A 12,797-nucleotide genomic window follows, 5' to 3' on the forward strand; every position below is an offset into this window, starting at 1 on the left:
TGCCATGGGAAAAGCGCGGATCGCCACCGGGGTGCTTCTCGTCACACTGGTGACCGCCGCCATGGGCTATACCATCGCCTCGGCGGTGCTGACCTACCAGGACCTTGGCTTCGGGGCCGAGATCGACTTTGCCTATATCGCGCAGAACTATATGGCGATCCTCGATCGCCGCCCGGAGGACGCGCAACTTATTCACCTGATCATCGGCAGCTTCGCCGCTGCCGGCCTGATGCTGAGCCTCGCTCTTTCGGGATCGGCCCTCACACGCTTTGGCCAGACCCATTGGCAGTCTGCGCGCGAGATGAAGGCCAATGGGTTTTTTGGCGCACCCGGCACCGGATTTATCCTCGGCAAGCTCGGCTCTCCGAGGTCCCGCGCGAAATACATTTGCTCGAAAGTTTTCCCCCATGCGCTGATCGTGGCGCCCACGGGCCGCGGCAAGACCACGGGCTTTGTCATTCCGAACCTGCTGACCTGGCAAGGCTCCGCCGTGACGCTCGATGTGAAGGGCGAGTGTTTCGAGGCCACGGCCCGGCACCGCGCGGCCCAAGGCGACAAGGTCTATCGCTTTGCCCCTACCGATTGGGAGGGCAAGCGCACGCATCGCTACAACCCGCTCCTGCGCATCTATCAACTGAAAGACCCCGCGCGCCAGCAGATGGAATTGCAGCTCCTGGCGACGCTCTTCCTGCAAAGTGACAACGACCGGGTGCAGGGCCTGCTCAAAGGCGGGATCGATCTCTTCGTGGCGGCTGGCCTGTTGGCCTTCCAGCGCAAGCGCCCCACCTTGGGCGAGATCTACCGCATCGCAGCCTCGGGCGGGAACAAGCAGAAAGAGTATTTCGCGCGGGGTCACGAGGTCGACAACAGGGCGGCCAAACTGATCTTCACGCGGCTCGCTTCGACCAATAACGACACGCTGACCTCCTATGTCTCGCTCCTGATGACCTCGGGGCTCGACCAATGGCAGAACCCGGCTATTGATGATGCGACGGCGGTCTCGGATTTTGATTTCCGGACGATCCGCAAGAAGCCCTTCTCGGTCTATCTCGTGGTCCAGCCGCTGATGGTGAAGCCCCTCGCGCCGTTGATCCGTCTCTTCTTCTCTGATCTCCTCTCTGCCATGCAAGAAAAGGACCCCGGGCCGGATGAGCCTTGGCCGGTGATGATCATGCTCGATGAGTTCAATCGCCTGGGCAAAATGCCCATCGTGGTCGAGAGCATCGAGACCTTACGGACCTATCGCGGCCACCTAGCCGTGGTCACCCAGACGATCCCCGCCCTCGATGAAATCTATGGCGAGAATACCCGCCGTGCCCTGCAGGGCAACGCGGGGGTGAAGCTCTACCTGACACCGTCAGATGAAAAAACCGTCGAGGAGCTGAGCAAGGCGGTCGGCAAGACCACCAAGACTGTCGTCACGCGATCTCAATCAATCGGCAAGAACCCCTTTGAAGGGCGCAGCCAATCCACACGGACCGAAGAAAGCTCCTTGCTGCCTGAAGATGAGGCGCGCCGCCTGCCGCTCGACGAGATCGTCATGGTGATCGATGCGCAAATGCCGGTCCGTGCAAAGCGGATCCAATATTTTGACGACCGGCTGTTCAAGGCGATCCATGCGGCGCAGACAGGGGAGTTGCCGTTTCCGGAGCCGGGGGGAGGGGGAGCGCAAGGCACGCTGCCGCTGAGTGTTCAAGCGATGCCGATGACACCGCCTGCGAGTGGAGGGCATGGACCTGAAACTGACGCGGTTGTGGAGAGCGCAAGACAAGTTCCGGGCAGTCAAACGTTAGGGCAAATCGACGTCGCCCCAAAGAAGACCGTGCCTGTCGTTCAAGCTGTGATCGCCCAGGAACAGCGACAGATGGAGTTGGATTTTGGGGACCAGGTTGCGGATGCCGAGACAGTGGGCGTGGATGATGAGGCGCAGATGCGCTCTGCCGTTGGTGGCTTGGACGACATGGAAGCGATGCTGCGAAAAGGGGATGGCGAAAAGAGGGTTGCTCGATAGGGTGGCGTGCATGGTTTATATGTTGGGGAGGCGGGAAGCATGCGTAATTGGGCTGACCCTGCTCTGAGGTCGAGCTCCCGATAAGATCACAGCAATGCTGTGAGAATGGGAGACAGAGAATGGACTATTTTGTTTGTTCGGATATTTCGCTGCGATCTTGCGCGGTCTGCATTGTTGATGCACGTGGCAAGGTCTGCTTGGAGCGGGAACTGCACTGCGAGGTCGACGACATTGCAGATTGCCTGGATGGTTTTGGACATCCAATCGCGCGTGTCGGCTTCGAGGCTGGAGCGTTCAGCTAGCACCTTTTCTTTGGTTTGCAAGAAAAGGGTTCGACATCGTTTGTATGGAAGCTCGGCAGGTCAGTGCGGCGCTATCAGCGATGCGGAAAAAAACCGACAAAACGGATGCGAAAGGCATTGCACATATACTGCGTACGGGGTGGTTCAGTCCCGTGCACATGAAGAGCCGCGAGGCGCATGGCGCGCGCGTTGCTGAGCACCAGAAAGGCATTGCTCAAGAAGACTATTGATCTGGCCAACGAGGTTCGCGGCTTATTGAAGATATTTGGCGTGCGTCTGCCAAGAACGGTCAAACATGGCAGCTTCGACGCCCTTGTCCGCCCAATGATCGAGTTGGACGAGGTGCTCGCACATGCGGTCATTCCACTGCTGGATGCGCGCGCTGTGCTTTTCCAGAACTATCTTGAACTGGATCGCAGGGCGAAGCGCGCAGCGTCGCAAGATGAAGTTTGCATGCGGATGATGACCGTGCCTGGCGTCGGCCCGATCGCTGCGTTGACATTCAAGGCGGCGGTCGATGACCCAAACCGTTTCAAACGTTCTTGCACGGTGGCTGCGCACTTTGGCCTCGCGCCAAGGCGATACCAGTCGGGCGAGCACGATAATCCAGGCCGCATCTCAAAAGCGGGCGATCAAGATGTACGAGCCACTCTCTACGCCGCCGCAAATGCTCTGCTTATGCGTACGATGGCTAAATCTCAGATCAAGTCATGGGGAATGCGATTGATGCGCACAAAGGGGCGACGGCGCGCTGTTTTTGCTGTCGCACGTAAGCTCGCTGTGCTTCTTCACCGGATGTGGGTTGATGGCACGGAATTCCGTCAGGAACAGGTGGGAGGAACGGCATGACCTGAATAGCCGAACACCTAACCTGACGGGATCGTCCAATCCGGACGAGGTCTGTGGATGAAGACGAAAATGTCTGCTGCGCAATGTGAAGCGCGCCGGGAAGCAGGGCTCTCCACAACCAATCGGACACATGCATGCAGCGGCGCCTTTCGAACGTCAAACCAGACTGCGAAGAGAAGCGTGACCCGGATAAGCGATCCAAAGCGGAAAAACGAAAGGAAACGAGCTTGACCCAGACACCCAATTAGCGAAGCTGACCTTCGCTGCGTGAGCGTTTGCGCCTGGCAAGACCAGCGATAGCTGACATTCAGCAACGGCGCTACCGTTGTATGGACCTGCATAGGCCCATCACTGATTCAGTGTTCGCAAATTGTTCTGATTTCGCTTGACCGAGATTTCAACACAACATATTTGTTGCGTCATGACTTTAGTGTACGATTCGTCCACAGGCTACCTTGCTCCCGGCGTCCATATTGTGACCTGGGATGAACTGGTCGCTCTATGTTCGGTCAATCAGCACCGAACGCGCTTGGTTGGCGGCCTCAAGAGTGCCGCCCTTAACCTCGGGGGAGCAGGCTGCACGTTGTTGCTTTTGGATGGAAGTTTCGTGTCTGAGAAGGACCTACCAAACGACTATGATGGCGCTTGGAGCCCAGTTGGCATGAACCCTTACCTTGTAGATCCGGTGCTGCTCGATTTTTCGCCATCCGGACGCGCGGCAATGAAAGCTAAGTACGGCGGAGAGTTGTTCCTAGAGAGCGCGGTCGCCGCACCCGGTGTACTTTTTCGTGACTTTTTTCAATCCGACAGAAGTGGAAACGCCAAAGGAATACTGTCTCTAGACCTAGGGAGCATCAAATGATCACCAATGAGCGCCAATACAAAATTACTCGAGCAAATGCCGAGAAGTTTAAGGCTGCGATTGATGGCTTTGATGTCGCAGAGAGAGAGAAGGCCGGCATACACCCGACCTTTATTGAGGCCGAGCTTAGTGGCTTGAATAGCCAACTGGTCGACCTTGAAGAAGAAATCCGAGCATATGAGGAGCTGCAGTCAATGCAAGCTCCCGTTATTACGGTGGAGCGGATTGAAGACCTAGCCGAGGGCTTGATTGCAGCAAGGATTGCTTCCGGACTTTCTCAGCGTGAACTCGCGGAGAGGATGGGACTCAAACCTCAGCAGATCCAACGCTATGAATCGGATAAGTACTCGAGTGCAAGTCTAGCCAGAATTATTCAAGTAACAGAAGCACTCAATATTGAACTTAGAAACGAAATACTGGTCCCGTACCAACCTGATGGTTTCGAAGGAGTTTTGCAGAAGCTATCTCAGGTAGGCTTGGACGCAGCTTTCCTAAGATCTAAACTTCTGAGCTCAGCGGATGAAAGCAGGTTTAGCGCTCTTTCCGATGGGTCGCCGCAAGAGGCACCAACAGTTGTTGACCGCTCGATAGAAGCGGTTTCGAGAGTCTATGGTTGGGCCAAAGACCAGCTTTTCTCGGCGCATCCCTTGAGTGTGCCAGCAATAGCTGGAGCGCAAGCAAGGTTCAAAATGCCAGCAAAGCGAGACGCTGATCAAACAGCTCTTTATGCGACATATGCCAATTATCTGGCCCGACTTGTGTTGAATGCGACGCCGGTAATTGAAGGCCCAGCGGTACCTGATGAGCCGGAAGAATTTCTGAGACTGTTCCACGAAAACTATGAAGAGTTTGGTTTCCGAGACTTGCTAAACTTCTCTTGGGATTTGGGTATCCCAGTGGTGCCATTGCGAGACGGGGGGCAATTTCACGGAGCATGTTGGAGAATATCAGGCAGAAATGTCATTGTAATGAAACAAAAGACTCCACATGTAAGTCGATGGATATTCGACTTACTGCATGAGCTTTACCACGCATCTCAACGACCCGAAGAAACTGACTTCGTGATTTTGGAGGCTGCCGAAACTTCCGAGGAGCGCCGTAGCTCCGATGAAGAGGTAAGAGCAAGTCAATTCGCTGGCGAGGTTGGTCTCTCGGGCCAGGCGGAAGAGCTCACGGCAATTGTCGTGGATAGAAGCCGCGGCGACATCAAAAGGGTCAAGTCCGTTGTTGCGCGCTTGGCCGAGGAGAGGGGCGTGGACGTTGGATTGCTCGCAAATTACCTAGCATTTCGCCTTCAGATGCAAGGGATCAACTGGTGGGGAGCTGCGGCGAACCTCCAGCGAGGTGGCGGGGATCCTTGGATGGTCGCGAGGGATGTGTTTTGCGAACGGTTTTCCTTTGATGGCCTAGACGACGTCGATGGTTCAATTTTGCAACGAGCTCTTGAGAGGAATTATTGATGAAACCCTTGGTCGAACTCAAACCACTCAAGATTAGCTGCACGGATAGCGATTGCGATAACGGTCTTCACTGTTTCAAGACGACGCGACAGATGGGGCGTAAGGAGCGTGGAAGTTGTCGGTCTTGCGGTGCCAAGCTTATCGACTGGCCGCGGCTGCATAAAAGATCAATCGAAGATGCTGAATTCACTTTCGAGGCGCTTCGAAATGAAAAAATTAGGCATCATTTCTTTCACGTTGAGATTGATCAGCGTGCAAAGAACTACGCCAAGCGAAAGGGTTGGTTGAAGCTTCGAGAAGCAGTCGAAAGTAGGATCAGAAAGTACGTGGCGAAGGCAGGGAACCCGCGTGATGGGCGGCAAACACCGTTCGAAGACAATCCAATCTTCTATGCACAGCACGCAACCGCCACATGCTGCCGAACCTGCCTCAACTACTGGCATGACATCTCCAAAGGCCACGATTTGACTGATGAGGAGGTAGACTACTGCGCGGACCTAATTGAGATGTATCTTCGAGAGCGCCTGGACGACGTTGAAGACGGGCCACAGCGTGTTCCCCCGATCCGGTCAAAGATTATGGGGTAGGGGGTCGAGAGATGCTCAGAGGCGTTATCAATACGGAGCAACAGGCAGAGCATCTGCGCAATAAATCGGTCAGCGCATCTGAACGGCGTGTGCTGCTTTCCAAGCTAAGCGGCTCCGACCAAGAAGCTGACCTAAGCGTTCCGACGAATTGTGAAGGCTTCGGTCGAGTTCGTCACTTCAAAACCTCAACGGCTCCGAGCTGGCCGTCCAACCCACTGCCAATCCTGCCGGCGGCGAAGGCTCTAGGGCTCCCGGACGGCCAGACTGCCATGGAAGCACAAGTCTATCAAAACGCGGCTTGCCCTTGGCGATGCTGGTACTGTTTCGTTCCTTATCCACTACTGAGCGCCAACCCAAAAAAGTCGAAGTGGTTCACGATATCGGAGCTAGTAGACCTCTTCGAGAATGAGGCAGATGGGTGTCCGAGAGTCATCGATCTATCAGGTGGGTCGCCGGATTTGGTCCCAGAATGGCCAGTTTGGATGATGGAAGAGCTGGAGGCCAGAGGACTCGATCATCAGACGTTTCTATGGTCGGACGACAATCTCAGCACTGACTGGCTTATGACTAAGCTGTCGAAGTCGCAGCTGGAGCGAATGCAGTCTTACAAGAATTACGGTCGGGTTTGCTGCTTCAAAGGTATCGATGAAAGGTCATTTGCGTTTAACACAAATGCAGAGCCAAGCGGCTTTGAGTTCCAGTTACAAGTAATGGATAGGCTGCTGGACCTCGATCTCGACGTCTATGGCTACATCACGCTTACCGACCCAACGTCTGACAACATCGATTCTCGGATGAGCGCCTTCTTCGACCGTTTGCAGACCATTCATGAATTCCTCCCCCTTCGCATAATCCCACTGCAGATTGGCGTCTACGGTCCAGTGGAGCCGAGAATGAATGACGAGTTTGATGCCAGCCTTGCTATACAAGAAGTGGCAATCCAGCACTGGAACGTGGAAATCGAAAAAAGGTTCTCACTCGAAGATCGTCAACGGCCAATCACGGACGTGAGCTTGCGGAGGTCTCAGGTATGAAACACGCGCCGATCGATCTCTGGTCGTTCGAAAGCAGGGTAGAGTTCTGGCTTCTAAAGTCGCTATCGGCGGGCGTCACTAGCTTCTCAAGTCTGCTTGCAGAACTCCCCGGAGTGTACCCCACTGCCGCAATGGCGGGAATTCGTCGTCTAGTCAAAAGTGGGCGCATTTCAGTCGAGATGGGCCGAAAGCTAGCTCTCCAAGCACGTGTCGCATCAAGCCCCACTTCAACTTATGCCGAACTTCCACCGCCGCATCCGTTGGATTTCGAATGGAGATTCAACCAGGAGACTTCTGAAGCACTCGCTTCTCGAGCTGTGATTCCCAGTGCACGACGTTTTGGAAGGACGCTTTGCCTTGGCGTCCCGACAGTCGCCTTGGCCGCAATCAAGCTAGGTTTGGGTCAACACGCCGACTTCTTGGGAGAAGCCAACGAGATTTCAACGGCTGTAAGCGAACATGCACGAAGAAGGGCTAGCTCGCTCTCAACACATTTCGGTTCGAGCCGGGCTTCTTCGGCGTCCTATGCGAGTGTAGTTCTAGATCCTCCTTGGTATGATGATTGTCTTCACGAGATGATTCCGCTGGCGGCTTCTGCTTGCCAGCACAACGGTACCGTGTTCGTGGTCGCTGCCCCATTCGGTTCGAGAAGATCGGCGATCGATCATCGCGCCAATCTGATTTCCATTGCTGAACAGTGCGGTCTGGTTCTGGCAAATCAAGTTCCAGCATTCGCGAGGTATCAGACCCCTTTCTTTGAAGCCAATGCTCTTAAGGCCGCTGGCTTAGCGGTACCCGGAGATTGGAGGACGGCCGACTTGCTCGAGTTCCGAAAAGCCGGTGTTGGGAGCAGCCTGCCTTTGAAGGCTCGAACAAGGCCTCGCCCGTGGCACGAACTCTCCGTCGGTCGGATGCGTCTATTTATCGACGTGTCTCAACCAGATGAGCATGGAGGCGATGTCACACTAAATAGCATCGTTGCAGGTGACGTATTGCCTACAGTGAGCAGGCGCGACGGACGGAGGACGCGGGCAAACGTTTGGACGTCTGGCAACCGCATCTTTCGGTGCAACAGGCCAAATGAGTTAGTTGCTGCACTCGAAGGAGACTTGTTGGCGCTTCCAGAATTTTACCATCGCGATCCATGTCGACCCTATTACCACAGAAATTTCCAACGATACGCTACGTTGAAGTTCCACCTTCAGAAGCTCTCCGCTAAAGAGCTGCAGGAAGAGAAGGAGCACTTTGGTGGGAACAGTGGCGCGGCGCGAAGAATTGCTTCACGAACTCAGCGCGAGGTTGCGTTCGCACAACTTTTGGGGTCCGCTCCTCGCAGAGATCCTTTGCAGCCGTTTGGACAGTAAGTTGCACGTGGCGATCTTTTCAGAACCATTTTTGTCGTTCCTCAAAGCTGGACAGAAAACAGTAGATACGCGCTTGTCCTCGGTGAGGTGCGCTCCCTACGGCCATGTATCCTCGGGTGACCTCGTTCTTGTGAAAGAAAACTCTGGGCCGATCACTGCAGTAACAAGAGTCTCCGATGCTGAGTATTTTGCTACTGCGCATCACTCGTTGGATGCAATTAGGGCCGACTATGGCACTAGGATCTTGGCTGGAGATGATTTCTGGCGATCAAAGCAGTACGCTAGGTTTGCTTCCGTTATTCACGTTGAGCAAACCACAGAGTTTGCACCGATCGAATTTGCGAAAACTGACAGACGAGGATGGGTCGCGCTGGATGACGACCAGTTGGAGTTTGCTTTTTGACTGGCAAGGTAGTCCTCGCTTTTTCCGGGCAGATAGGCAGTGGCAAAAGTTCACTGGCAAAAGCAATCAGTGACGAGTTTGGTTTTCCCCGAATAAGCTTTGGCGGCTACGTCAGGCATTTGGTTCGACAGTCTGGCGGAGACGAGAGTGACAGAAAATCACTTCAAGACGAGGGCGAAAGACAGGTCGATAACGACCCAAGTGCGTTCCTATTGGCGACACTCAATTATCACGATGTTGACAAAGCAAACTCCTTTGTTGTTGAAGGCTTGAGACATACTTCGATCCTGAACGAGATGCGCAAGTTCTTCGGAACAGATCTTATCCACATTCATTTGGAGGCTGCCGATCAAATTGCCTTCGTGCGTGCGGTAGCACGCGGAGACGACCCAAAGGTCGTGGAGCGCGCTTTGCGACACACAGTCGAGGCCGACGTGGCGATAACGTTGCGCGAAGCCGCCGACTTAGTGCTTGCCGCTTCTGAAACGTTGTCGGAACTGACAACGCAAGTTGTTCCGTTGGTTGAATCGAGAACCTGACGGACAAGAAAAGCACGGAACACGGACATCCGCTGTTGCGAGGTTGACCTGGAGGAAACCTCCCTTCCGTAAGCCTCGTAGAGCGTGATAGTTGTAGCAGATTGCTGCTGTCAGAAGTTCTCGATCCTCAGTATCGCTTTGATTTCTTTCGCACGTTCCGCCAACGGGGAATTGGTGTGATAAACACTATCAATGAACCCTTGAGCCCATTCTAGTAGTTCATTCAGGCGCTCAGGTGGATCTGGCCGAAAGGCTTGGTTGGCGTGGACGATATTGTTCCTGATCGTTCTAAGCTGTCTGTAGCAATTCTCGAATACCGACTTCTCTTGGTCGAACTCGATGTCCACGTAGCGGTAGTCTTCGATGTTGCCGTCGTAGCGGCCAGGAACCCCGATCGACTTTAACTCGTCAAAGAGATCTCGTGGAAGGTCGGGTGAGGTCTCGTGAAAGTGCTTGATTGCCCCTTCGAACGCCATCTCGTTCAATACCAAGCTAATGAGCTTGCGTTCTTGCTGGTTCATGCTGCCAGACTCCCAACCTTAGCATATTCTAACGTGCGTGCGCTCAGCGAAGCAACGTATTGGCGAGGTAGTTGACTTTCTTGATCAGACCGAAACGTACCATCAGTTCGCTGCCGACATGATTTCGCTTTTACGCCGAATGGCAGCAATGCGGACTGCGAATGCAGCATCTTGACCCGTTGGTGAACGGCAGGAATGGGCCGTCACCGCCTGCCGAGGCGACCCAACCTTGAAAGCTGCGCCAGCATTCGGGCTCCTGTGCCGGTTGCGTCACCGGAAGGAGCTGCGGTTGGCCCACCCGCAGTATTGGGTCGGCTTGGCAACGCTTGCACACCAAAGAATTGGCGCGCACGCAGAGCTGCGTACTCCGCGCCAGTCGCACCTCCGATGGCGTATCGGTTGTAGACTTGCTGGCTTCCTGCGAGCCCTCGGGCAAAGGCATAGCTGCCGCCGAAGCCGGCTGAGAGCGCTGGCATCATGATGTTTCCAGAAATCGCCCGCACCAGGAATGGCGTTGCTATGATAAATCCCTTTGCCATCAGCACCATCATGAAGAAGGGGATGAGCGCGCCGATGTTGGAGGCGCCTTCCGGGTCGCCCAACTCAGCAAGAAGCGCACGCGAGACCCCCGTGATCGTCGCGAACACGCCAGCCACGACGATAGGGTACATCGCGAAGGAAATCAGCGCCGAAAGCCAGCGTGCGAAATAATCCTTGGTCACTTCAAAGAGGGTCAGGAAGATCATGATCGGTGCAATCCCGATCAGCAGAGCGATCATGAGCCTGGACGCAACGACGATGAACGCAGCCAAGCCACCGAGGATTGAGAGCAGCAAAACCCCAAGGGTGTCCAACAGGGCACCGGCCATCCAGTTCAGTTCAGACCCCGCGGCATTCAAATAGTCCCCGAGCGCCGCGATCAGGTCATCGAACTCCTCTGCGAAGGTGCCAGACGGTCCGGGTGATCCGCCGCCGACCGAGGCCACAAGCGACCCGGCAGTGCTGTCGATCCCGTTCAGGATCGCCGCAGCAAGGATGTTGAACTGTACCCAGTTGGTTGCAAATGCGCCTATCAGCCCGATCTTCACGGCGAGCCAAAAGGCGGTGCGACCGTCCATGGCGCGATACTGGTAGATCGTGTTGATGAAAACCAGAATGACGACGAGTGTGGTGCCGAGGACGAGCATCGTTCCGACTGTTGCGGCGACTGCGCCGAATTGCGTCTCGGCAGCGGTATTGAGATAGCCTTCAGCCGTTTCCACGAAGTAGGTGACGACGCTCATGGAATCCTACCAGTTTCCGGCGGCTTTGCAGATTGGCATGGCTTCACGCCGAAGCTCATTTGCCTGGCGTCGAAATTCTGACGTCGCTTCCACGATGTCCCAGTATTCAGATGCGGCGAATTGCTCGCCGAAGACGCCTTCAGCGGCCTCCCAAGACGGATACCGCGTGGGACATTCGCAGCTCTGGGCTTCAACGATGCGTTGCATGCTCTGTGCCCGATAAATCTGTTGGATCAGGAGCCGTTTATGGGACTCGCGCACATCTATGTTTTGCATCCACTCTGGCTCTGGAGGTTGATTAGGGCAGACATCCGGTTGGTTTTCGAGCGTTGGGATCAGGTTCCGTTCAGAGACGCCAGCGGTTGCGCAGAGAACGACGAGCAGGCCTGCCGTCGCAACGACCCGCATCATTCTGAAGCCGCCTTCGTCGCCAAAGATTCTCGCTTCACGAACGTGGTGTAGCCGTAATCACCTGCTTCAGCTGTAATGACTTCCCACCCCTCTGCGCCGCGCTCATTCAAGGCGCTTCGCATCGCGTCGTAGTCCTTTTGCTTCTTCACCTGGAAGAACAGGATGTCATATTCAAAGGTCTTCATTGGGAAGCTCCAGTCTCGGTTGCGCCGGGGAGGTAGAATTCTGTGATGCCGCGCCTGCCGTCATGGCGACCGGCCTGGATGATCACGTCGATGGAATTCTCGATATATTGGATCATGTCGGCATAGGTCATTGGGATCTCGGTCTTGAGTGCCGCGATCGCGAGCCTCTGCACGGCGAGTTGCGGGGTTTCGGCGTGCAGCGTGGTCATGGATCCGCCATGACCGGTGTTGATCGCCTCGAGGAAGGTCATGGCTTCCTTTCCGCGCACCTCGCCCAGAATGATCCGGTCGGGGCGCATGCGTAGCGTGGCAGTTAGCAGAACATCGGCTGTCTGGAATTCCACATCGCGATTGGCGATGAGGGTCACGGCATTGGGCTGGGTCGGCAGAAGTTCGGCGGCTTCCTCGATGGTGACGATGCGTTCCTCAGTAGGCACATGAGAGAGGATCTTCCGCGCGGCAACGGTCTTGCCGGTGGAGGTGCCACCAGAGACGATCATGTTGAGCTTGTTGTCGACGCAGAACGCGAGTGCATCGTCGATGACGCCAGACGCGACGACCCCGCGCAGTTCCCGGGTTTTCTCTAGGCGGAGTTCTTCAAGCTTTCGTTCCTTTCCATAGAGGAAATCAAGCGCGATCCCGTCGAGTGGCAGGCTCGAGAAGAACCGAAGGCTGATCGACATCGCCGACAGCACGGCAGGCGGGGTGATGACCTGTGCCCGGATCGGCCGGCCCTTGTAGGTGATCGAGACCGAGACGATGGGCCTGTCCTTGCTCATCGTGGTATTGGCGGAGGAGGCGATCTGGTTGCCGAGATCCTTCACTTCTGTCGCGGTCAACGCCTGGTCCAACTGCCGCATGAAATGATCCCCCTGGAACTCTCCCCAGCAGCTGCCGTCGGGATTGATGCAGATCTCGATGACATCATCACGTGCGGCGGCGTCGATCCGGTCGAGCGAGGTCTGGAGATAGCTCAGCGACATGGG

The 12,797-nt window shown here is 55.4% G+C and carries 14 protein-coding genes; 9 read left to right on the top strand and 5 right to left on the bottom strand.

Features of this window, described 5'->3' with window-relative positions:
• Positions 1-4 precede the first annotated feature (4 nt).
• From FIU85_RS20110 to FIU85_RS20145, 9 genes are all read left to right on the top strand, one after another.
• Complete coding sequence (locus FIU85_RS20110; protein ID WP_152494652.1) at positions 5-2,011, top strand: type IV secretory system conjugative DNA transfer family protein; 2,007 nt, start codon at positions 5-7, stop codon at positions 2,009-2,011.
• 119 nt (positions 2,012-2,130) lie between these two features.
• On the top strand, positions 2,131-2,313 hold the full coding sequence (locus FIU85_RS22390) for a hypothetical protein (protein ID WP_254701906.1): 183 nt from the start codon (positions 2,131-2,133) through the stop codon (positions 2,311-2,313).
• A gap of 177 nt (positions 2,314-2,490) precedes the next feature.
• Positions 2,491-3,162, top strand: a complete 672-nt coding sequence (locus FIU85_RS20115; RefSeq protein ID WP_254701907.1) for an IS110 family transposase — start codon at positions 2,491-2,493, stop codon at positions 3,160-3,162.
• Between the two features lie 385 nt (positions 3,163-3,547).
• On the top strand, positions 3,548-4,024 hold the full coding sequence (locus FIU85_RS20120; protein WP_152494653.1) for a hypothetical protein: 477 nt from the start codon (positions 3,548-3,550) through the stop codon (positions 4,022-4,024).
• The gene (locus FIU85_RS20125) at positions 4,021-5,484 is read left to right on the top strand and encodes a helix-turn-helix transcriptional regulator (protein WP_152494654.1); all 1,464 of its coding nucleotides are present in this window, start codon (positions 4,021-4,023) and stop codon (positions 5,482-5,484) included. The genes FIU85_RS20120 and FIU85_RS20125 overlap by 4 nt, the downstream gene beginning before the upstream one ends.
• 92 nt (positions 5,485-5,576) lie before the next feature.
• A complete protein-coding gene (locus tag FIU85_RS20130; protein ID WP_254701910.1) occupies positions 5,577-6,071 on the top strand; it encodes a DUF4186 family protein in 495 nt (164 codons plus the stop codon).
• Positions 6,072-6,082: 11 nt separating this feature from the next.
• Positions 6,083-7,105 (top strand): radical SAM protein, encoded by a 1,023-nt coding sequence (locus FIU85_RS20135; protein ID WP_152494656.1) that lies wholly within the window; start codon positions 6,083-6,085, stop codon positions 7,103-7,105.
• A 1,248-nt stretch (positions 7,106-8,353) separates the two neighbouring features.
• The gene (locus FIU85_RS20140) at positions 8,354-8,872 is read left to right on the top strand and encodes a hypothetical protein (protein WP_152494657.1); all 519 of its coding nucleotides are present in this window, start codon (positions 8,354-8,356) and stop codon (positions 8,870-8,872) included.
• The gene (locus tag FIU85_RS20145; RefSeq protein WP_152494658.1) at positions 8,869-9,411 is read left to right on the top strand and encodes an AAA family ATPase; all 543 of its coding nucleotides are present in this window, start codon (positions 8,869-8,871) and stop codon (positions 9,409-9,411) included. Before FIU85_RS20140 ends, FIU85_RS20145 begins: the two co-directional genes overlap by 4 nt.
• A 110-nt stretch (positions 9,412-9,521) precedes the next feature.
• On the opposite strand, the gene FIU85_RS20150 is transcribed toward FIU85_RS20145, so the two are convergent.
• The 5 genes from FIU85_RS20150 to FIU85_RS20170 all read right to left on the bottom strand — a co-directional run bounded on the left by FIU85_RS20150 (position 9,522) and on the right by FIU85_RS20170 (position 12,794).
• Positions 9,522-9,932, bottom strand: a complete 411-nt coding sequence (locus FIU85_RS20150; RefSeq protein ID WP_152494659.1) for a hypothetical protein — start codon at positions 9,930-9,932, stop codon at positions 9,522-9,524.
• A 203-nt stretch (positions 9,933-10,135) separates the two neighbouring features.
• The gene (locus tag FIU85_RS20155; protein ID WP_152494660.1) at positions 10,136-11,215 is read right to left on the bottom strand and encodes a type IV secretion system protein; all 1,080 of its coding nucleotides are present in this window, start codon (positions 11,213-11,215) and stop codon (positions 10,136-10,138) included.
• Positions 11,216-11,221: 6 nt separating this feature from the next.
• Positions 11,222-11,626 carry a hypothetical protein gene (locus FIU85_RS20160; protein ID WP_152494661.1) on the bottom strand — a complete coding sequence of 135 codons (405 nt, stop codon included), beginning with the start codon at positions 11,624-11,626 and terminating at the stop codon, positions 11,222-11,224.
• Positions 11,623-11,811 carry a hypothetical protein gene (locus tag FIU85_RS20165; protein ID WP_152494662.1) on the bottom strand — a complete coding sequence of 63 codons (189 nt, stop codon included), beginning with the start codon at positions 11,809-11,811 and terminating at the stop codon, positions 11,623-11,625. Before FIU85_RS20165 ends, FIU85_RS20160 begins: the two co-directional genes overlap by 4 nt.
• The gene (locus FIU85_RS20170) at positions 11,808-12,794 is read right to left on the bottom strand and encodes an ATPase, T2SS/T4P/T4SS family (RefSeq protein WP_152494663.1); all 987 of its coding nucleotides are present in this window, start codon (positions 12,792-12,794) and stop codon (positions 11,808-11,810) included. Before FIU85_RS20170 ends, FIU85_RS20165 begins: the two co-directional genes overlap by 4 nt.
• Between the last annotated feature and the right edge of the window lie 3 nt (positions 12,795-12,797).

This window comes from Roseovarius sp. THAF8 (assembly GCF_009363735.1).
Classification (GTDB): Bacteria; Pseudomonadota; Alphaproteobacteria; order Rhodobacterales; family Rhodobacteraceae; genus Roseovarius.

What these genes read in the sequence shown, in the direction of transcription:
- FIU85_RS20110 (WP_152494652.1), top strand. Translation starts at nt 5, where the DNA reads ATGGGAAAAGCGCGGATCGCCACCGGGGTGCTTCTCGTCACACTGGTG.
- FIU85_RS22390 (WP_254701906.1), top strand. Translation starts at nt 2,131, where the DNA reads ATGGACTATTTTGTTTGTTCGGATATTTCGCTGCGATCTTGCGCGGTC.
- FIU85_RS20115 (WP_254701907.1), top strand. Translation starts at nt 2,491, where the DNA reads ATGGCGCGCGCGTTGCTGAGCACCAGAAAGGCATTGCTCAAGAAGACT.
- FIU85_RS20125 (WP_152494654.1), top strand. Translation starts at nt 4,021, where the DNA reads ATGATCACCAATGAGCGCCAATACAAAATTACTCGAGCAAATGCCGAG.
- FIU85_RS20130 (WP_254701910.1), top strand. Translation starts at nt 5,577, where the DNA reads ATGGGGCGTAAGGAGCGTGGAAGTTGTCGGTCTTGCGGTGCCAAGCTT.
- FIU85_RS20135 (WP_152494656.1), top strand. Translation starts at nt 6,083, where the DNA reads ATGCTCAGAGGCGTTATCAATACGGAGCAACAGGCAGAGCATCTGCGC.
- FIU85_RS20150 (WP_152494659.1), bottom strand. Translation starts at nt 9,932, where the DNA reads ATGAACCAGCAAGAACGCAAGCTCATTAGCTTGGTATTGAACGAGATG.
- FIU85_RS20155 (WP_152494660.1), bottom strand. Translation starts at nt 11,215, where the DNA reads ATGAGCGTCGTCACCTACTTCGTGGAAACGGCTGAAGGCTATCTCAAT.
- FIU85_RS20160 (WP_152494661.1), bottom strand. Translation starts at nt 11,626, where the DNA reads ATGATGCGGGTCGTTGCGACGGCAGGCCTGCTCGTCGTTCTCTGCGCA.
- FIU85_RS20165 (WP_152494662.1), bottom strand. Translation starts at nt 11,811, where the DNA reads ATGAAGACCTTTGAATATGACATCCTGTTCTTCCAGGTGAAGAAGCAA.
- FIU85_RS20170 (WP_152494663.1), bottom strand. Translation starts at nt 12,794, where the DNA reads ATGTCGCTGAGCTATCTCCAGACCTCGCTCGACCGGATCGACGCCGCC.